The sequence below is a fragment of the Streptomyces sp. NPDC088194 genome, assembly GCF_040702025.1.
Taxonomy (GTDB): Bacteria; Actinomycetota; Actinomycetes; order Streptomycetales; family Streptomycetaceae; genus Actinacidiphila.
Map to the genome: position 1 here is coordinate 1 of NZ_JBFBIV010000086.1, position 19822 is coordinate 19822.

The 19822-nt window shown below is 72.6% G+C and carries 16 protein-coding genes; 7 read left to right on the forward strand and 9 right to left on the reverse strand.

What is annotated here, in order from left to right; all coding sequences use genetic code 11:
- The 3 genes from AB0399_RS32585 to AB0399_RS32595 form a co-directional block, all read left to right on the forward strand.
- Positions 1–237: acyl-CoA dehydrogenase family protein (locus AB0399_RS32585; protein WP_366413769.1), on the forward strand; the 237-nt coding region annotated here is incomplete at its 5' end.
- 348 nt (positions 238–585) lie between these two features.
- On the forward strand, positions 586–1236 hold the full coding sequence (locus tag AB0399_RS32590) for an LAETG motif-containing sortase-dependent surface protein (protein ID WP_329368966.1): 651 nt from the start codon (positions 586–588) through the stop codon (positions 1234–1236).
- 144 nt (positions 1237–1380) lie between these two features.
- The gene (locus AB0399_RS32595) at positions 1381–1803 is read left to right on the forward strand and encodes a hypothetical protein (protein ID WP_329368969.1); all 423 of its coding nucleotides are present in this window, start codon (positions 1381–1383) and stop codon (positions 1801–1803) included.
- 72 nt (positions 1804–1875) lie between these two features.
- Here AB0399_RS32595 and AB0399_RS32600 read toward each other — a convergent pair whose 3' ends face one another.
- Positions 1876–3084 (reverse strand): LCP family protein, encoded by a 1209-nt coding sequence (locus AB0399_RS32600; RefSeq protein ID WP_329368971.1) that lies wholly within the window; start codon positions 3082–3084, stop codon positions 1876–1878.
- 237 nt (positions 3085–3321) lie between these two features.
- Here AB0399_RS32600 and AB0399_RS32605 point away from each other — a divergent pair, with 237 nt between their 5' ends.
- The gene (locus tag AB0399_RS32605; RefSeq protein WP_328474139.1) at positions 3322–3804 is read left to right on the forward strand and encodes an acyl-CoA thioesterase; all 483 of its coding nucleotides are present in this window, start codon (positions 3322–3324) and stop codon (positions 3802–3804) included.
- A gap of 104 nt (positions 3805–3908) precedes the next feature.
- On the opposite strand, the gene AB0399_RS32610 is transcribed toward AB0399_RS32605, so the two are convergent.
- Complete coding sequence (locus tag AB0399_RS32610) at positions 3909–5498, reverse strand: LCP family protein (protein ID WP_366413770.1); 1590 nt, start codon at positions 5496–5498, stop codon at positions 3909–3911.
- A gap of 347 nt (positions 5499–5845) precedes the next feature.
- On the opposite strand from AB0399_RS32610, the gene AB0399_RS32615 reads away from it, so the two are divergent.
- Positions 5846–6895 (forward strand): glycosyltransferase family 2 protein, encoded by a 1050-nt coding sequence (locus AB0399_RS32615; protein ID WP_366413771.1) that lies wholly within the window; start codon positions 5846–5848, stop codon positions 6893–6895.
- Positions 6896–7025: 130 nt separating this feature from the next.
- Here AB0399_RS32615 and AB0399_RS32620 read toward each other — a convergent pair whose 3' ends face one another.
- The 4 genes from AB0399_RS32620 to AB0399_RS32635 form a co-directional block, all read right to left on the reverse strand.
- Positions 7026–8948 carry an LCP family protein gene (locus AB0399_RS32620; protein WP_366413772.1) on the reverse strand — a complete coding sequence of 641 codons (1923 nt, stop codon included), beginning with the start codon at positions 8946–8948 and terminating at the stop codon, positions 7026–7028.
- Between the two features lie 475 nt (positions 8949–9423).
- Positions 9424–11184: an LCP family protein gene (locus AB0399_RS32625; protein WP_366413773.1), complete on the reverse strand. Its 1761-nt coding sequence runs from the start codon at positions 11182–11184 to the stop codon at positions 9424–9426.
- Between the two features lie 48 nt (positions 11185–11232).
- Complete coding sequence (locus AB0399_RS32630; RefSeq protein WP_366413774.1) at positions 11233–12894, reverse strand: LCP family protein; 1662 nt, start codon at positions 12892–12894, stop codon at positions 11233–11235.
- Between the two features lie 195 nt (positions 12895–13089).
- On the reverse strand, positions 13090–13857 hold the full coding sequence (locus tag AB0399_RS32635) for a TIGR03089 family protein (protein ID WP_366413775.1): 768 nt from the start codon (positions 13855–13857) through the stop codon (positions 13090–13092).
- Positions 13858–13984: 127 nt separating this feature from the next.
- Between AB0399_RS32635 and AB0399_RS32640 the strand changes: the two genes are divergently transcribed.
- Together AB0399_RS32640 and AB0399_RS32645 are read left to right on the forward strand one after the other, a co-directional pair.
- Positions 13985–15121: an NDP-sugar synthase gene (locus tag AB0399_RS32640; RefSeq protein WP_366413776.1), complete on the forward strand. Its 1137-nt coding sequence runs from the start codon at positions 13985–13987 to the stop codon at positions 15119–15121.
- A 247-nt stretch (positions 15122–15368) separates the two neighbouring features.
- Entirely contained in the window at positions 15369–16226 is an 858-nt protein-coding gene (locus tag AB0399_RS32645; RefSeq protein WP_366413783.1) for a DNA-3-methyladenine glycosylase 2 family protein, read from the forward strand.
- Positions 16227–16274: 48 nt separating this feature from the next.
- Here AB0399_RS32645 and AB0399_RS32650 read toward each other — a convergent pair whose 3' ends face one another.
- The 3 genes from AB0399_RS32650 to AB0399_RS32660 are packed head-to-tail and all read right to left on the reverse strand — an operon-like array spanning position 16275 to position 19191.
- The gene (locus AB0399_RS32650) at positions 16275–17687 is read right to left on the reverse strand and encodes a coenzyme F420-0:L-glutamate ligase (protein WP_366413777.1); all 1413 of its coding nucleotides are present in this window, start codon (positions 17685–17687) and stop codon (positions 16275–16277) included.
- Complete coding sequence (gene cofD / locus AB0399_RS32655; protein ID WP_328464689.1) at positions 17684–18640, reverse strand: 2-phospho-L-lactate transferase; 957 nt, start codon at positions 18638–18640, stop codon at positions 17684–17686. The genes AB0399_RS32650 and cofD overlap by 4 nt, the downstream gene beginning before the upstream one ends.
- A gap of 50 nt (positions 18641–18690) precedes the next feature.
- The gene (locus AB0399_RS32660; RefSeq protein ID WP_366413778.1) at positions 18691–19191 is read right to left on the reverse strand and encodes a cysteine dioxygenase family protein; all 501 of its coding nucleotides are present in this window, start codon (positions 19189–19191) and stop codon (positions 18691–18693) included.
- Between the last annotated feature and the right edge of the window lie 631 nt (positions 19192–19822).

Genomic DNA, 19822 nt, shown 5'->3' on the forward strand with positions numbered 1-19822 from the left:
GCCAAGTCCGAACGCTCCGACCCCGACCTGACCTTCTTCGGCGCCGCCGCCAAGTGCTACGCCTCCGACGCCGCCATGGAGATCACCACCGACGCCGTCCAACTGCTCGGCGGCTACGGCTACACCCGCGACTACCCCGTCGAACGCATGATGCGCGACGCCAAGATCACCCAGATCTACGAGGGCACCAACCAGGTCCAGCGCATCGTGATGGCCCGTCAGCTCCTCAAGGGCTGAACCCGGCGGCCCCCGGCCGCGGCCGTCGACGCCGACCGTGGCCCCCGGGGCTCCGGGTGCAATTGCGGCGCGATGTCGAAGCCGCGGTCCGGCGCGCGCGGTTCCGCTACGTCTCAACTCTGTAATAAACGCGGACGGAGCCGTGACCGGCTGGGCGAACTTTGGGTGGTTGGAAAGGTTTAGCGGGCGGTTTGCGATCAATTGACAAGCAACCGCAGACACTTGTAGAGCTGTGTGGGCCATCAGCAGCGACGGGGGGCGTACGCCACTCGCTGGATGGCCATCCGCGCTTCTGCTCCGAATCTGTGAAGGGCAAACGTGTCCATATCCCGCCGCACCTCTCTCACGGTGCGTTCCGTAGGCGTTGCCTCCGCCGCAGCCGCTCTCGCGCTGGGCGTCGCAGGCACCGCGTCAGCTTGCAACATCCGTGACTTCTCGTTCACCGGTTCCGTCACCTGCGACCAGCCGAACCGCGCCGGTGTCATCACGGTCCACGACACCGACGGCACCCGTCCGGTCACGATCACGGTCAAGGACGACAGCGGCAAGCAGGTCGCCCAGCAGCAGTACAACGACCGCAGTGGTGACTTCACCATCTCGGTCCCGTGGGCCGCCGGCACGCACTACCAGGTGCTCGCGTCCGTCGCGAAGTACTTCGACAACCAGGCCGTCGGCAACGGCGTCACGCTGCCGAACACCGAGTGCGGCGCCAGCAGCACCCCGACCGCCTCCCCGTCGGACTCCCCGACGACCCCGGCGAGCTCCGTGCCGTCGAACTCGCCGACCAGCGAGGCGCCGTCCGCCAGCCCGACCGCCGCGGCCAGCACGTCGGCCGCCGCCGTGGCCGACACCAGCTCCCCGTCGCCCAGCGGCAACCTCGCCGAGACCGGTGGCGGCAGCAACACCGGGATGATCGCGGGCATCGCGGGTGCCCTGGTGGTCGTCGGCGGTGGCGCCGTCTTCGGTCTGCGCCGTCGCGCGGCTTCCGCGCGCCACTGACCCTCGGGCTCGTCACGGGTTCGTCTCGACGACGTTCCCAGCATGTCCCCGACAGCTTCGAGGACGGTACGCTGCGACGCCGCCGCCGGTTCGCCGGTGGCGGCGTCGTCGCATGTCAGCACGTCCAAAAAATGGGGGCACGTCATGGCCATTCGCAAGTCCACCATGCAGGAGCAGGTGGCGCAGGCCATCGCGGAGATCAATCCGGGCGACCGGCCGATCGCCACGATCCACGTCCAGACCGGTCCGAGCCCGTGGCTGATCGCTGCCATCGGTGCGATGGGCACACTGTTCGTGAAGTACTACTTCGTCACGGTCACCGAGCAGGCCGTGGTCTTCCACAAGGCGAGCCGGATGAGCGCCCGCCCCAAGGAACTCGTGGCGGCGATACCGCGGCAGGAGGCGGCCCGCCTGATCAGCGAGGTCCACCGCAACACGATGTGGAGCTCGCTGAAGTTCCTGCTCCCCGGCCAGGAGAAGCCGACCCGGCTGAACGTCGCGCGCTACTGGCGCAACGAGCTCGACCAGTGGGTGCCGGCGGCGACCGGGATGCCCGTCGCCCAGTGAACGACCGCGGCCCCGGCCCCCGCCTGGCGGGAGCCGGGGCCGCGGTGCGCGGTGCCCGGGAGTGCGGTCCGGTCAGCCCGCGCTGACCTTCTGGTCCTGCTGCAACTCGCTGAAGAGCCGGCCCGCCTTCGTCTTGTCCCACAGCACCGAGTCGCCGTCCCCGGTCTGGTAGTTGGCGTTGGCTATCGGCACCGTCAGCTGGTTGCCCTTGCCGCCGCTGACGCTCTTCATCGCGAAGAACATGTGCGCCAGGTCGAGCAGGCTCATGTTCTTGTCCACCACCAGGGTGTCCAGGCCGGAGCCGATCACCGGGTAGAGCTTGAACGGGTTGAGGATGGTGGACGGCGACGCCGCCTGGTGCGCCAGCGTGGCGAGGAACTGCTGCTGGTGCTTCATCCGGCCCAGGTCCTGGTCCGCCTCCTGGTGCCGCTCGCGGACGTAGGCGAGGGACTCCTTGCCGTTGACCTTCTGGCAGCCCTTCTTGAGGTCCGCGCCCGACGCCTTGTCCTTCAACGGCGAGTCCAGGCACAGCTGCACCCCGCCGAGGGCGTTGACCAGGTTCACGAAGCCGGAGAAGCCGATCTCCGCGTAGTGGTCGATGTGGATGCCCGTGTCGTGCTCGACCGTACGGGTCAGCAGCTCCGGGCCGCCGTCCGCGTACGCCTTGTTGAGCTTGTGCGTGGAGGCCGGGTACTGCTTCTTGGTCTCCTTGCCGTAGAACGACGGGATCGTCACGTAGGAGTCGCGCGGCAGGCTCAGCATGGTGGTGCCGTTGCTGCCGGTGTGCAGGATCATCATCGAGTCGGTGCGCTGGCCGGAGTCGGAGCCGGTGTGCAGCTCCTTCTCCTGGGCCTTGGACAGACCCTCGCGGCTGTCGGAGCCCACGATCAGGTAGTTGGTGCCCTTGCCCTTGGCGGGCGCGCCCTGCTCGTTGTTGATGGCGCTCAGGTCCACCTGGCGGCGCACCTTGGAGTCGGCCCAGAAGTACGTGGAGACCGACACCACGAGCAGCACCACGACCAGGCCGAGCGCGGTGTAGCCGAGCTTCTTGCGGGTGCTCCAGCGCGGTCCGCGCGGTCCGCGCCCGCCCGGCCCGCCTGTGCTCGGCGGCCCGTAGCCGTCACCGGAGCCGCCGCCCGGCTGCGGGCTCGGCTGCGGCCGCCGCGCCTGCTGCGGCGGGACCCCGCCGTGGGCAGCGGCGGCACGGCGCGGCGACAGTTCTGGGGGCAGCGGAGGCTCGGCGAGCCTGCGCCGCTCGGTGTCATCGCTCCTACCGTTCATGTCCGCCAGTGTGCCCGGACCCGGCGGGGGACCCGCAATCACCGGCGGTTCTGTAGCAGATCCGATGCATTCGGCCACCGGCCGCAGCACATCCGCGACAGACGCATACAGGACCGCGACACATTTCACGGCGGACTTACAGTGGGGGACGTGATCGACTCATCCGCCGCCCCGGAACCGCTGCCCACCCCGCAGGTCCCGGTCCTCCCGGGCAAGCCCACCTCCGCTTCCCGCATCATGCTCTCGCACATCATGAGCGCCCATGACACGAACCTGCTGGGCACCGTGCACGGCGGCGTCGTGATGAAACTGGTGGACGACGCGGCGGGCGCCGTCGCGGGCCGGCACTCCGAGGGCCCGGCGGTGACCGGCGCCATGGACGAGATGGCCTTCCTCGCACCGGTCAGGGTCGGCGACCTGCTCAAGGTCAAGGCCCAGGTGAACTGGACCGGGAAGACCTCCATGGAGGTCGGGGTACGGGTGGTCGCCGAGCGGTGGAACCAGGCCGGCCCCGGCGAGCAGGTCGCCAGCGCCTACCTGGTCTTCGTGGCCGTCGACGCCGACGGCAAGCCGCGGCCGGTGCCGCCGCTGCTCCCCGAGACCGACCGGGACCGGGGCCGCTGGCAGGAGGCCCAGATCCGCCGCACCCACCGGCTGGCCCGCCGCCGGGCGATCCTGGAGCTGCGCCGCGAGCGGGCCGCGGAGGGACTGGACGGGTAGCTCCGGCCGGACGGACAAGCGGCAGCGGGACGGACAAGCGGCAGCGGGACGGACAGCTCCGGCCGGACGGACAGCGGCAGCCGGGCAGGCCGCTCGGCGACGGGTCAGCAGCCCACCACGTCGCTGGTCTGCCCGCTGCCCGCGGGCTGCGACGCTGGCTGCGACGCGGGCTTCGGCGCCTGCGTGGTCACCGGCCGCACCGTGCGGCCCTTGAAGTCCATGCCGAGGGTGACCCGCATCACCGGACCCTGCCCCTTCGCCTGGACCAGTCGCGCGCCGGGCAGCGCCGCGGCCAGCGACTTCGCCGAGCGGTCCCACCGGGGGTCGTACCGGATGGTGGTGTGCTGGGCGTGCCGATCGGCGGTGACGGGCAGCCCCGGGGTGGCGAAGCCGGTCGCGTGCAGCGCCTTCTGCGCGGTGCCGGCCAGGCCGTTCACCCCGGTGGCGTTCGCGACCTGCACGCTGATCGAGCCGGGGGCGACATCGACCTTGACCGCCTTGGCGGAGGAGGCGCCCGACGTCGCGCCCGCCGCACCGGAGGGCCCGGAAGACCCGGAGGAGCCGGACGATCCGGAGTGCCTCGACGACCCCGACGCGGCGTGGTGCGCCGTCAGCGGCTGGTCGGCGCGGATCGCCGCCCACAGCTTGCCGGCCTTGTCGGTGTCCCACTTCACCGTGGAACCGACGCCGGGCACGTTGTAGTTCAGGTTGCTCAGCGGCACCGACTCGAACTCCGAGGAGTCGGAGGTGAAGCCCTTCATGCTGCGGGCCAGCGAGATCAGGTCGGTCGGCTCCAGCCCCTCGTCGGCGCGGACCGAGCCCAGCACGGTGCCCGCCACCTTCTCCAGCTTCATCGGGTTCGCCAGGGTGCCGCCCGAGGTGATCTTGTGGATGACCTGGGCCACGAACTGCTGCTGGCGCCGCATCCGCCCGAGGTCGGAGTCGGCGTCGATGTGCCGGGAGCGTACGTACTGCAGCGCCTCCCCGCCGTTGAGCGTCGTGGTGCCCACCGGCAGGTCCAGGCCGCTGTAGGAGTCCTTCAGCGGGCGGGTGGTGCAGACCGGGACGCCGCCGAGCACGTCCACGGTCTTCATGAAGCTGACGAAGTCGACCTCCAGGTAGTGGTCGATGTGCACGCCGGTCAGCTTCTCGACGGTGCTGACGGTGAGTTGGGGCCCGCCGTCGGCGTACGCCTCGTTGATCTTCGCCGGGTGGGTCGGGACCAGCGGCTTCCCGCCGGCCGAAGTGCCGGTCGCGGTGGCCGTCGCTGTGGCGGCCGCGGGCGTCGGGCCGCCGGATCTCGCCGTACCGCTGCCGTGCGGCTCCGTCGCCTTGGCGTTCGGCGCGGCGCCCCGCCGCTTCGCCAGTACGGCCGCGGGCCCCACGTCCGGCAGTTGCACGTACGTGTCGCGGGGGATGCTCACCACGCTCGCGCGCTGCCGGTCCTGCGAGAGGTGCACCAGCATGATCGTGTCCGTGCAGTGGCAGGGCGCGCCGCCGAGGTGGTACTGCTTCCTCTCCGCCGGGTTCAGGCCGTCCCGGCCGTCGGTGCCGACGAGCAGGAAGTTGGTGCCCTTGCTGTCTCCCGGGCGGTCCTGCATGCCGCCGAAGGCGTCCACCCGGTTGATCGCGCCGTTCAGCCCGGCCACCACCGCGTGGCCGACGCCGCTGGCGGTGATCACCAGCAGCGCCACCCCGCCCGCGATCCGGGTGCTGAGCCGGACCGGCGGGCGCGGGCGCGGCCGCCGTCCGCCCGCGGGCCGCCGCCGCGCCGCGCCGCGGGCCGGTGCCGGGACCCGCGCCGGAGCCGACGCCGGTCCCGGGACCGGGACCGGGGGACGGACCGCGGAGGACGAGTGGCGGCTTCGGGTGGGCGGCACGGGCGACCTCCGAACAGAGCGGTGCAGCCGTCGCGATGCGGGCAGGACGACGCACTGCGACACAGCGGCTGCGTACAGACCCGTTCAGGCTAGGGACAAATAGGACTGTCAGTCTTCACCCCACGCGCTGGTGTCCCCCGTTAGCGGTAACGTTTGACGGGATGAACGCCGTCACCCCCGTCCCGCTCCCGGCGGTCTCCGTGATCATGCCGGTGCTCGACGAAGAGCGTCACCTGCGCGATTCCGTCCGGCACATCCTGGAGCAGGACTACCCGGGCGAGCTCGAAGTCGTCATCGCGCTCGGCCCGTCCGCGGACCGCACCGACGCGATCGCCGCGGAGCTGGTCGCGGAGGACCCCCGGGTGCGTACGGTGCCCAACCCCACCGGCCGCACCCCCGCCGCGCTCAACGCGGCGATCAAGGCGTCCCGGCACCCGGTCGTGGTCCGCGTCGACGGCCACGGCATGCTCTCGCCGGACTACATCGCCACCGCCGTCCGCCTGCTGGAGGAGACCGGCGCGGCGAACGTCGGCGGTCTCATGCACGCGGAGGGCGAGAACGACTGGGAGCGCGCGGTCGCCGCCGCCATGACGTCGAAGATCGGCGTCGGCAACGCGGCCTTCCACACCGGCGGGGCCGCCGCCCCCGCCGACACCGTCTACCTCGGCGTCTTCCGCCGCGAGGTGCTGGAGCGGCAGGGCGGCTACAACGTGGAGTTCGTCCGCGCCCAGGACTGGGAGCTGAACCACCGCATCCGCGAGGCCGGCCACCTCATCTGGTTCTCGCCCGAACTGCGGGTCTCCTACCGGCCCCGGCCCAGCGTGGGCACCCTCGCCAGGCAGTACAGGGACTACGGCCGCTGGCGCCGCGTGGTGACCCGCTACCACCGCGGCTCGGTGAACCTGCGCTACCTCGCCGCCCCGGCGGCCCTGCTGGCCAATGCGGCCGGCATCGTGGTCGGCGCCGCCCTCACCCCGTGGGCCCTGGCCGTTCCGGCCGCGTACGTCGTCGGCATCACCGCCGGTTCGCTGCCGGCCGGGCGCGGCCTGCCGGTCGGCGCCCGGCTGCGGGTCCCGCTCGCGCTGGCCACCATGCACATGTGCTGGGGCTTCGGCTTCCTCACCAGCCCGCGCTCGCTGGCCCGCCGGGTCATCGCCGGCCGCCGCCCCGCGGTGACCGACCCCGCACGCCCCGCGCCGGCCGACGTGTAGCCGTCGCCCGCCGCGCCACAGCAGTACGGCGAGGGCCCACCGGAGAAGTTCCGGTGGGCCCTCGCCACTTCCCTCGCCATATCCGCGCCGGCTGCCGCATCCGTACCGGCTGCCGTATCCGCGCCGGGGGTCAGAACTGGTAGGTCGGCAGGATGTCCATGCAGCCCTTGGTGTCGGCGCCGTTGATCACATCGGCGTCGTCGGGCACGGAGCCCGCCTTCGGCAGCGTCTTGCTGTAGTCGGTGCCGCTCTTCCAGTCCGAGCCGATCGTCAGGGTGATCGTCTGCACGTCGGAGGACGCCTTGACGTTGTTCGAGGGGATCTTCAGCGCCTTCGCCACGGACAGCGCGTCGGACTTGCTCTGCGCGCCGCCGTTGGACGGGTAGTTCAGCACGGTGCTCTCCCGGGGCGCGGTGTTCTGGCTCGCCTCGGCCTTGGTGAAGCCTGCGGTGCCGAGCGTCTGGGCGATCGAACCTGCGCGGCCGGGGGTCGCCACGCCGTCCGCGCTTCCCGCGGTGCCGTTGACCACGGTGACCGGGATGCTCGCCGCGGCCTCGGCCGCCGGGCCCGACGGCGCCGACGTGCTCGGCTTGGGCGACGCGGTGCCGGTCTTCGCCTTGCCGTTGGCGTCCATCGCCACGTCGTTGCGCAGCAGCGACCAGACCGTGGCGGCGCTCGGCGCCGGCAGGTAGTGCGCGTCGGGGGCCTCCGGGTCGGCGATGTGCGGCATGGTCGCCATCGTGATCCGGTCCGGCGGGATCGTCTTGAGCTGCATCCCGAGGTCGTAGAGCTTCTTCGGGGTGCCGATCTCGGAGGACACCTCGAACGCGGACATCGCGGTGGTGGCGATCTTGTTGAGCTTCGCCGGGTCGGTGAAGAGGTCCTGGCTGCGCAGCTTGCGGATCAGCGAACTCATGTACATGTGCTGGGCCTTCGAGCGGCCCGCGTCGCTGCCGAAGGCGTGCCGGGTGCGCAGCCACTGGAGCGCCTGGTTGCCCTTGACGGTGTGGGTGCCCTTGGTCAGGTGCAGGTGCGAGCCGCCGGGCTGGGCCGTGGTCGGGTGGTCGTCGACGTTCTCCTTGACGCAGACCTCGACGCCGCCGACCACGTCGGCCATCTTCACCACGCCGGCGAAGTCGATGGTCAGCCAGTGGTCGATGTAGAGGCCGGTGAGGTTCTGCACCGTGGCCAGCGTGCAGCCCGCGCCGCCCCGGCCGAGCGACTCGTTGATGATGGCGTTCTTCTTCGCGTACACGTGGTGCGTCTTGGGGTCGGTGCACTCGGGGATGTCCACCCGGGTGTCGCGCGGGATGCTGACCACCGACATGTTGCTGCGGTCGGCCGACAGGTGCGCGATCATGATCACGTCGGCCCGGGCGCCGGCCGAGTCGGCGGCGCCGCCGAGCTTCGCGTCCTCGGGGTCGTCGCGCGTGTCCGAGCCCAGGATAAGGATGTTCATCGGGGTCTGGCCGGCCGAGTTCGCCTTGGACTTGGCGACGGTGGTCTTGCCGCTGCTGCGCTCGCCCTTGCGGATCTTGCTGGCGAGGTACTCGTAGTAGCCGTAGGCCGCGCCCGCGGAACCGAGGACGGCCACCGCGACCACGATCGCCACCCAGCGGATGACCTTGCGCTTGCGGCTCTTGGCCTTGCGCCGCCCGCCGCGCCGGTGGCCGCCGCCCTGACCGGCCGGGCCGGTGCCGTCACCGGAACTGCCGGAGTCGCCGGGTCCGCCGGAGTCGCCGGGTCCGCCCGGACCTCCCGGTCCGCCGGAGCCAGAACCGTCGCCGATCCCGTCGCCGGCGCCGTCCGCGCCGCCGCCGCGCTCGGTCGGGTACCCGGCCGAACGCGGCCCGGGTATCGCGCCGTCGTGCAGCGGCGGCTCCGCGGCCGGGGCGAAGTCGTTCTCGTAGCGGGCGTACGACGGGTCGCCGGGAGGCCGGCCCTGGCGGAGGTCCTGCGGGTACCCCTCGTGGTAGGAGCCCTGGTCCCACTCCGGGCCGCCGGGGTTGGAAGCGGCCCCGTATCCGGGCCCTCCCGCCCTGCCGTCGCGCATGGGGACTCCTCCACTGTCACCGGTGGCTGTGCCAGCCGTCATCCTGTCTTCGCCGTCTGCTGCTCAGACCGTCTTCTCAGACCGTCCTCATGTCAGACGGTCAGGCACCGGCCATAGTTGCAACCCGGTGCCTGTGACTTGCTGTGACCTCTCACGCCGTGCGTCGCGCCGCCTGGTCCCCCCGGGCGGCCGCGCGCGTGACGCACCGTACACACCGTGTGCGCCGGCCGGACGCGACCAGCGGGCACTTCGTGTACCGCGGGCACCGCACATCCCCCACCACCGGCGAGGCCGCGCCCTCGCGGCCGACAACGACGGTCGGCGTCACGCTGCCGATGCCGGTGATGCTTTCACACCGGTGCTCCGGAGCCCATGGGCACCGGGCACCCGAAACGCCCGCCGGCTCGCCGCGTCGCCGTCAACGGGGCTGCGGGACCGGACACATGGGTGATCACCGGACAATCAGGAGTGTGACCTATCCCACGCAGGTGGTGTCGTCCGCGGTGATCGACTTCAGGCCCTTGGGCGGGGTGGTGGGCAACGCGATGGGGGTGCCGGGCGCGGTGTAGTCCGCGCCCAGGGTGAGCGACATGTACGTGAGCGGTGGCACGTCCTTGGTGCCCTCGATCAGGGCCGAGGCGGGCAGGCCCATCATCGCGGCGAGCGAGCGGGCCTGGTCGGCCTGGTTGGGGGCGTACCGCAGGGTCGTCTTCGCGGGGTGCTGCGAGGAATCGCCGCCGTTGGCGGAGCGGTTGACGCCCTCGTCGTTCTGCAGCCAGGCGAGCACGTCCTGGGAGGCACCGAAGGTGCCGGTGCCGTTGTAGACCGTCACCCGCGTGTCGTGCGGGGTGGCCTTGGCGCCGACGAGCTTGGCGTCGGTCCCGACCGGGCCGCGCGACAGCGAGATGTCCTGCTTGACCACGTCGAACAGCTGCGTCGACTTCGCCTTGTCGAGGACGACCGTGTGGTGGGTGCCGTCGGCCGGGTTGTCCTTCACCGGCAGCTCGGCGAACGTGAAGTGCTTCCCGTCGACCTTGCCGAACTCCCCGGCCAGGTCGTCCAGCGCGCTGACGCTGCCGATCGGGGTGTCCACGGTCAGCAGGCTCGCCGCCGTGGTGGCCAGCGCGGTGAGCTTCTTCGGATCGGTCAGGGTCGCGCCCGAGGTGGCGGTACGGAACAGCGCGGCCAGGAACCGCTCCTGCACCTGCACCCTGGCCAGGTCGCCGCCGGCGGGCACACCCGACGAGCCGGGCAGTTCCCGCTCGGCGCGCACCAGCGCCAGCGCCTGCGCGCCGGCCACCTTCTGCTTGCCCGCGCCCAGCGACAGACCGGACGCCGGGTCGCGCAGCGGCTCCTTCAGGCACATCTCCACGCCGCCGAGCGCCGTGGTCAGCTTCTGCACCGCCGCGAAGTCCACCATCAGGAAGTGGTCCACCCGCACCCCGGTGAGCTGCGTGACCAGCCGCATCGCGCAGCCGGGGTCGCGCCCGGCGAGCACCGTGGAGAACCGCTGCCCGCTCGCGCCCTTCACCACCGTGTTGCCCACCGGGCACTCGGGCACATCGGTGACCAGGTTGGGCGGGATGCTCACCGCGGTGGCGTTGCTCCGGTCGGCCGACAGGTGCAGCAGCACCGCGGTGTCGGCCTGCCCGGTCGCGGCCGCGGTGCCGTGCTCGTGGCCGAGGCCGGCCCGGCTGTCGGTGCCCAGCACCAGTACGTTCATCTGCCCGGTGGTGGAGAAGGCCGCGCTGCCCGCGTTGCCGACGTCCACGGCGTGGACCACGGTGCCGGAGCGGTGGAAGGCGACGTAGCCGCCGATCCCGCCGGCGACGACCGCGAGACCGATGGTGCCGGCCGTCCACAGCATCGCCTTGCTCCTGCGCTGCTTGGGCTTGCGGCGGCTCGGGGCGCCCCCGGTCGCCGTTCCGTTCGCGGCCCCGTGCGCGCGCCGGGCGCCCCGGCCGGAGGGGGCCCGGCGGCTGCCCGGGGCGCGCGGGGTGGCGGGTGGCGGTACGGCGGCGTTCGGCGGTACGGCGGCGTCCGGCGGTACGGCGGCGGGCGCCACGGGAGCGGCCGGAGCGGCGGAGGCGGCCGGCGCTTCCTGCGGAGATACGGAGCCGACTGCGGGCGGGTCCGCCGACTCGGCCGGTTCCAGCCGCAGTTGGTAGGTGCCCGTGACCGGGTCGAGCACCCACTGGTCCGCCGGGTCGACGTACCCGGAGCCTTGCGTGTCCACGGTCGCTCGGGACCTCCATCCGCAGTGGCCGGAGCGCCCTACCTTAGTTCATCGGCCTTCGCCGCAGATGTCTCGGTCGGCCGTCGTTCCCTTGAACGTCAAGGTGTTCGAAGGGGTGCTCGAGGGCGTGTTCGACGGGGTGCCCGAGGTGCTGCCCGAGGCGCTGCCCGACGGGGTTCCGGACGGGTCGGGGGTGCCCGGGGCCGTGCTGGAGCCGCCGCTGGAACCGCCGTGGGAACCGCTGCTCTTGCCGTCGCTGCTCACCCGCACCGGCTGGTCGGCGCGCACCGCGGCGAAGAGGTTGTCGGCGTCGGGCTCCACCAGCTGGTCGCGGTTGCGGTCTTTGACGTACTGCTCGACGGGCGTGGTGACGAAGTGGATCGCGCCGGTGGGGATCTTCTGCAGGCGCTGCGCGAGCGAGTACAGCTCGCTGAGCGAGTTGAGGCCGGGGTCGGCGGTCAGCGAGTGGGTGGCCGCGTTCAGCAGCGGGTACACCTTCCCCGGGTTGAGCAGCACCCCGTTGCTCTGCACTTTCTTGATCAGCGACGCGAGGAAGTCCTGCTGGCGGCTGATCCGTTCGGTGTCGCTGCCGTCACCGATGCCGTGCCGGACCCGTACGTAGCCCAGCGCCTGCTCGCCGTTGAGCTTGTGCTTGCCGGCGGACAGGTGGAGGCGCGAGTAGCTGTCGTCGATCGGCTCCGGCGTGCAGATCTCGACGCCGTCGACCGCGTTCACCATCTTCTTGAAGCCGCTGAAGTCCACGATCAGGTGGTGGTCGACCCGCACCCCGGTCAGCTCCTCGACCGCGCGGATCGTGCAGGCGGCGCCGCCGAACTGGAAGGCCCAGTTGAACTGTTCGAACGCCGGGCTGACCGTGCTGCCGTCGGACTTGGTGCACTTCGGCACGTGCATCATCAGGTCGCGCGGGATGCTCACCGCGGTGGCGTTGCTGCGGTCGGCCGACAGGTGCAGCAGGATCGTGGTGTCCGAGCGCTGCCCGCTGTCCTTGCCGTACTTCGCGTTGGCGCCGTCGCGGATGTCCGAGCCGATCAGCAGGATGTTCTCGGTCGAGGCGGGGCCCTCGGGCGGGCGCTGCGACGCCTGCGCCTTCAGCTCGTTCTCGGTCACCGTGTCGGTGGTGATGTTGCCGTTGAGCTGCTGGTACACGTACCAGACGCCACCCGCGCAGGCCAGCACGAGGACGGCGGTGCTGATCGCGACGACCTTCAGCCAGCGGAAACGGCGCCGGGGGGCGGGGGCGGCGGGGGTGTCCGCCGCGGCCGCGGCGACTGCCGTCTCCGGGGTGCCGGGGGCGTCCTCGGGGGAGTCCTCGGCGGTCGCCGAGTTCGATATGCCGGGTATCTCGGGGGCGTTCGGTACGTCCGGTACGTCCGAGGCGTCCGGTGCTTCCGGGGGGCCCGGCTCTTTCGGGGCGTCCGCGGTGCCCTCGGCGGTCGGCTCGGCGACGGGTGCGGTTGCCGAACTCGGCGCGTCCTCGCCCGCGTCGGAACCCTCGCCCGTATCGGAACCCTCGCCCGTATCCGAAGCCTCGCCCGAATCCGAACCCTTGTCGGCGTCGGAGCCGTCGTCCGCGTCGGGGCCGTCGGAGTCCGTGTCGCTCTCGTCCGCTGCGTCGGCTGCCTCCGTCGCGGAGCCGTCCGCCGCGTCGGCGGCGGAGTTGTCCTGCGGTGGCTCTGCTGGCGTGGTCACGTCGTGCCCGTCCCTCGGTCAGGGGCCCGGCGGATCGCGCCGGGCGTCATCAGTCGCCGGGGGATCGGACCCGAGTACCCGCACGGCATTCGTTCAGACTGTCGAAACGCCTCAAGGGTTGCCCAGGGCACCCATTACGTGCGGGAGTTGAGGAAGTTCTCATGCAGGATCGACACCCGCGCGATCAGCTGGCGCTCAGCCGGCGTCCGGCACCGCCGTGTGGGTGACCCGCTCCGCGTCCTTGCGGCGGGCCAGCCCGTCGGCCGGCAACTGGTCGAGGTGGCGGCACAGGACGACGGAGGACTCGGCGGCGAGCGGCGCCAACAGCCCCGCGGCCAGGCCGTTCCAGCCGTCGTACGGCAGTCCGGACAGCAGCCGCGAGCCAGGTGACAGCTCCAGCGCGTCGGCCTCGGAGCGCGCCCTGACCACCACCTCGCCGCCGGTCAGCACCTCGCCGCCCGGGAGTTCGAGCGCCGGGTCGTCCGGACCCACCGGCACATACGGTACGAACCGGTCACCCTGGCTCGGCACTTCGACGGCGTAGTCCGCGAACCCCCGCGGCGGCTGCGGGAACCGCCCGCCGAGCGGCCGCAGCGCCAGCGCCATCCGCTCGCCGCCGCAGCTCTCCGCCTCCGCCAGCGTGTCCGGGCCGCTCACCACCAGGTCCGCGTCCGCGGGGTCGCCGCCGGGCACCGCGACCACGCCGGTGGAGAACGCGGCCAGCAGCCACACCGCGGTCTGCCAGTGCGCCGGGAGCAGCAGCGCCACCCGGTCGCCGGGCTCGGCGCCGAGGCCGTCCTGGAGCAGGTTCGCGGTCTTTGCCACCCAGTTGGCGAACGTCGCCACCGACAACTCGACCCGCTCGCCGGTCGCATCGTCGTAGAACGTGATCAACGGGCGGCCCGGGTCCGCGCGCAGCGCGTCGGCGAGCAGTCCGGCGGGAGTCAGTGCGCTGGAGGTCACGCCGGTCAGGCTACCTGGGAAGATCCGCGGCGCCGCGCGGTGCGGCCGTCGGACGGGGTGGCGAAACGGTTGACGAGTTATCAGATGATGGTTTATCGGGTTTACCGCTTATGCCACTATCGTTCCCATGCGAGCACACCCCGCCTCCGCGGCCGGTACAGCCGATCCGACCCAACGTCCCGCCACCGAGGCGATCCTGCTGGTCGGCGGCAAGGGCACCAGACTGCGCCCGCTCACCGTACACACCCCCAAGCCGATGGTCCCGGCCGCGGGGGTCCCGTTCCTCACCCACCAGCTGGCCCGGGCCCGCGCCGCCGGTGTCGAGCACATCGTGATGGCCACGTCCTACCTGGCCGAGGTCTTCGAACCGCACTTCGGCGACGGCTCCGCGCTCGGCCTGCACCTGGAGTACGTCACCGAGACCGATCCGCTCGGCACCGGCGGCGCCCTGCGCAACGTCGCCCACCGGCTGCACTCCGCGCCCGACGAACCGGTCCTCGTCTTCAACGGCGACATCCTCACCGGCCTGGACATCCGCGCCCTGGTCACCGCCCACCGCACCCACCGCGCCGACGTGTCGCTGCACCTCACCCGCGTCGACGACCCGCGTGCCTTCGGCCTCGTCCCCACCGACCCCGACGGCCGCGTCACCGCGTTCCTGGAGAAGCCGCAGACGCCCGAGGAGATCGTCACCGACCAGATCAACGCCGGCGCGTACGTCTTCACCCGCGCCCTGCTCGACGCGATTCCCGCCGGGCGCCCGGTCTCCGTCGAACGCGAGACCTTCCCCGGACTGCTCGCCGACGGCGCCCACCTGCACGGCATGGTCGACTCCACCTACTGGCTCGACCTCGGCACCCCCGAAGCCTTCGTACGCGGCTCCGCCGATCTCGTCCTCGGCCGCGCCCCCTCGCCCGCGGTCCCCGGCCGCCGCGGCGAACACCTCGTCCTGCCCGGCGCGGTCGTCGCCGACGACGCCAAACTCTTCGGCGGCACCTCCGTCGCCCCCGGCGCCGTCATCGGCTCCGGCGCCCTCGTCGAGGGCAGCGCCATCCTGTCCGGCGCCCACATCGCCCCCGGCGCGGTGATCCGCGACAGCCTCGTCGGCGCCAACGCCCGCGTCGGCTCCCGTACGGTCCTCGTCGGCGCGGTGATCGGCGACAACGCCGACGTCGGCGCCGACAACGAACTCCTCCGCGGCGCCCGCGTCTGGTGCGACGCCCGCCTCCCCGCGGCCGCCATCCGCTTCTCCTCCGACCAGTAGCCCGACCGGTAGCCCGGCACGGCGACCGACACGGCAAGCGGCCGCCGGGGCCGGCCCGGGGCGAACCGTGACGTTCGCGGCGGGGCTCCCCGGCGGCGCGCTATACCCTTCCGGGGTGCCCGAAGAGACCGCGCCCCCGCGGGCGGCCGCCGCGCAGGCGACCGCCCCGACGCAGCCGCCCTCCCCGGCGCCGGGCCGCACGCGTACGTGGGTGCCCCCGGCCCCGCTCGACGTACGCCGCACCCTCATGCCGCTGCGCCGTGGCGGCGGCGACCCCGCCTTCCGCATCGCCCCCGACGGCACGGTGTGGCGGGCCAGCCGCACCCCCGCCGGTCCCGGCACCCTGCGACTGACCGGCAGCCCGGCCGCGATCGAGGGCACGGCCTGGGGCCCGGGCGCCCAGTGGCTGCTCGACGGCCTCCCCGCGCTCCTCGGCGCCGACGACGACCCGTCCGCCTTCGTGCCGCGGCACCGCATCGTGCACGCCGCCCACCGGCGGCACTCCGGACTGCGGCTGACCCGCACCGGCCTGGTGCTGGAATCGCTGATCCCGTCCGTACTGGAGCAGAAGGTCACCACGATCGAGGCGTACCGCGCCTGGCGGCTGCTCCTGCTCCAGCACGGCGAGGCCGCCCCGGGGCCGCAGGGCGCCGACATCCCGCGCGGCATGCGGGTCATGCCGGACCCGCGCGGCTGGGCCCGGGTGCCGTCGTGGGACTGGCGCGGCGCCGGCGTCGACAACAAGCGGGCCTCCGCCGTCCTGCGCGCGGTCCGCCTCGGCGCCCGCCTGGACTCCCTCGCCGACCGCCCGGCCGAGGACGCAGCCGCCCTGCTCTGTACGGTCCCCGGCATCGGGCCGTGGACCGCCGCGGAAACCCTCCAGCGCAGCCACGGCGCCCCCGACGCCGTCACCGTCGGCGACCTCCACCTCCCGCATCACATCGGCTACGCCCTCACCGGCGAACCGCGCTCCGACGACGAGACGATGCTGCGCCTGCTCGCCCCGTACGAAGGGCAGCGGCACCGCGCCACCCGGCTGATCCTGCTCGCCGCGCCCGCACCGCCCCGGCGCGCGCCTCGGATGGCGCCGCCCCGCCACCACTGAAGCCGCACCGGTCGGCCGCGGGGACGGCCCGCCGCCCGCCGGGGGCGGTCAGCGCACCGCGAGGAACGGTTCGGCCGCGCGCTCGGCCCGGGGTGCGGGCGCCTCCGCCGGCCGCCCGATCGCGATCGTGCCGAGCGGGTCCCAGGAGGGCGGCAGGTCGAGGACCTCCCGCACCACGTCGCGGCAGAACAGCGCCGAGGACACCCACGCCGACCCCAACTGCTCGCCGGCCAGGGCGACCAGGAAGTTCTGCACGCCGGCGCCGCCGGAGACCAGGAACATCTCCCGCTCGGCCGTCGCCCGCCGCGCGTCCGGGTACGGGTGTGCGCCGCCCTCGGTGACCAGGCACGGCACCACCAGGTACGGCGCCTTGCGCAGCACGTCGCCGCGCCGCAGCCGCTTGGCGACGCTCTGCTCGGAGAAGCCGTCCCCGCGCAGGTCCGCGGCCCAGGCGTCGCGCATCGCGTCGAGCAGCCGCACCCGCACCTGGGGCGTCTCCAGCAGCACGAACCGCCAGGGCGTGGTGTGGTGCGGGGCGGGCGCCGTCACCGCGAGGGCCACGGCCCGCCGTACGGCGGCGGGGTCCACGGGGACGTCGGTGAACTCCCGTACGGTGCGGCGCAGCGACACCGCCTCCCGCACCGCCTCCGATGTGCCGAGCCGGAACATGTCGTTGGCGGCGACCCGGACCAGCGCCCGCGCCCCGATGTCGCCCGCGCCGTCGTCGTCCTGACCGCTGCCGCTGCCGCTGCCGCTGCCGCTGCCGCTGCCGCTGCCGCCGCCGCTGCCGTCCGCGGCGCCATCCGCTCGGGGGGCGGCCGGCAGCAGTACGCCGCCCAGGCCGCGCACCACCGCGACCGGCAGCCCCGTGGCCTTGCCCTTGACGAGGTCGCCGGCCGCGGCCAGTTCGTCCGCGGTCGCGGTGACCGTGACGCTCAGCGGGTTGCCGTGGGAGTCCTGGCCGCCGCGCAGATCGTCCAGCACCCGCACGCCGGCCGCGCCGATCGCCACGTCGGTGAGCCCTTCGCGCCAGGGCCGCCCGAAGGTGTCGGTGACGATGACGCCGACCCGCACTCCCAGCGCGTCGCGCAGCCCGTCCCGGATGGCGCGGGCCGACGCGTCGGGGTCCTCGGGCAGCAGGAGGATGGTGCCCGCGGGGGTGTTGGACGCGTCGACCCCGGCCGCGGCCATCACGAAGCCGTGCCGCGTCTCCACGATCCGGGTCGGCCCGCGACGGGCCACCAACCGCACCGCCTCGGCGTCGATCGCGGCCTCGCGGTCGTCCGCGTCCACCACGCGCCCCTCGGCCTTGCTGACGATCTTCGACGTGACCAGCAGCACATCGCCGTCGGCGAGGTCGGTGCCGGCCTCGGCGATCAGCTTGGCGATGTCGGTACCCGGCTGCACCTCGCCGATCCCGGGCACCCCGAACACCTCGTAGCGGGGCGCTTCCGCGGTCATGCCCGCACCTCCTCGGCGAACGCGAGCGCTTCCCGCGCCATCCGCGTGGTCGCCTCCAGGTCCGTCATGAGCAACGGCACCGCCCGGCAGCGGATGCCGGCCGCCTCGACCTCCTCGACGGCGCCCGCGTCCACGGTGTCGACGAGCCACCCGTCCAGCAGCCCGCTGCCGTAGTGCGCCGCCACCGCCGCAGCGGTGGACTCGACGCCCACGGCGGCCAGCACCTTGTCGGCCATCCCGCGCACCGGCGCGTCACCGACGATGGGGGACAGGCCCACCACCGGCACCCCGGCCTCCGCGATGGCCTCCCGCACGCCGGGCACGGCCAGGATGGTGCCGACGCTGACCACCGGGTTGGACGGCGGGAAGACGATCACATCGGCGCTGCCGATCGCCTCCAGCACCCCGGGCGCGGGCTTCGCGCCCTCCGCGCCCACCGGCACCACCGCGTGCGCGGGCACCGAAGCGCGCAGCCGCACCCAGTACTCCTGGAAGTGGATCGCCTTGCGCTCCCCGTCGACCTCGACGAGCACGTGCGTCTCGATCCTGTCGTCGGACATCGGGATCAGCCGCACCCCGGGCTTCCAGCGGGCGCACAGCGCCTCGGTGACCGCGCTGAGCGGGTAGCCGGCGCTGATCATCTGGCTGCGGACGATGTGCGTGGCGAAGTCCCGGTCGCCCAGCCCGAACCACTCCGGCCCGACGCCGTAGGCCGCGAGCTCCTCCTTGACCGCGAAGGTCTCGTCGGCCCGCCCCCAGCCCTGCTCCTCGTGGATGCCGCCGCCCAGGGTGTACATGACGGTGTCCAGGTCGGGACAGACCTTCAGCCCGAACAGGTGGATGTCGTCTCCGGTGTTGCCGATGACGGTGATGTCCGCCTCCGGCGCCGCTGCCTTGAGGCCGCGCAGGAAGCGCGCTCCTCCGATACCTCCGGCCAGAACCACGATTCGCATGGGCCCAGTCTGTCAGCCCCGCGACCGGGGACGCCGGGCCGTCCCGCCGGCTACGCCTGTGCGGGCGTGCGGGCGCCGGGCGTGCACGCGTACGGGGTCATCTCGGTCAGCCCGGGGAAGTACACGTGCAGGCTGACGGCGCCGTCCAGCGACTCGTTGACGACGTCGTGGACGTAGCCGGGGGCGAACACGCGCTGGTGACCGGGCGTCAGGGTGCGGCGGGTCTCGCCGCGGGCGGTCAGCGCGCGTTCGTGCAAGGTGCCGTCCAGGACGGTGAGCACGCCGCTGGAAAGGCCGTGGTCGTGCAGCCCGCTGCCCTGTCCGGGCAGCCAGCTCAGCAGCCACACCTCGTAGCCGGGGCCGGTTCGCAGGCGTGCGTACCAACGGGTGGTGGCGTCGTAGCGCACCTGCGGAGCCCACTGCGCGCGGTCGGCGGCGATGGAGCGGGCGAGCCCGGCGAACTCCGCGACGCTGTGGGGGTGTTGGGGCACCGGCGGGAGCAGGTGGGGCAGTTCGAGCGGGTCACCGGCGATCGAGACGTCGGAGTACATGGGGTGAGTTCCTCGGGGTGCGCATGATGCGGAAGGTGCCGGCGGCCGTGGCGGCCGGTCAGGGGATCAGCGGCAGCGGGAGGAACAACAACAGCTCTGTGCGAGCGCGACGCAGCAGGACTCGCGGCGGCGAGTCCGGAAGGGCGCGTTGTGCTCGGCATGCATGAGAGCAAGCAAAGCGGTCGGAGCGGTGACCTGTCAACCGAATGTCCGAAATGCCCGACTGCTTTCACCTGATCCGGCAGGGTCGGGTGGTGAAAGGTTTGTGCGCGACGGGGTGCGGATAGGAGGTGGCGCATCCGCGCAGATCTGATGCGGATTGCCTTCCGGATCTGGGAGAACACGCCATCCCGGTATGACGTTGTGCTTCTGTGATCGAAATGTGATCCGCAACGCTTCACTCGAACGGACGGAACGTCGCCCGTCACCGCAGCGTCTGACGGAACGTGAGCGTTTGGCCGTGAGGGCCATGGTTGACGGATGCGGTCGTTTAGGCCGATATCAACACTATCTGTCACTCCTTGGTTCAGCGGAGTGAATAACGGGCCCAATAGCAGATCTCGGCTTGACTGGCCCGGATCGGCACACTTGTAATTTCACTCGTGTCGTTCGGCCGGACCGCCGGACGTGG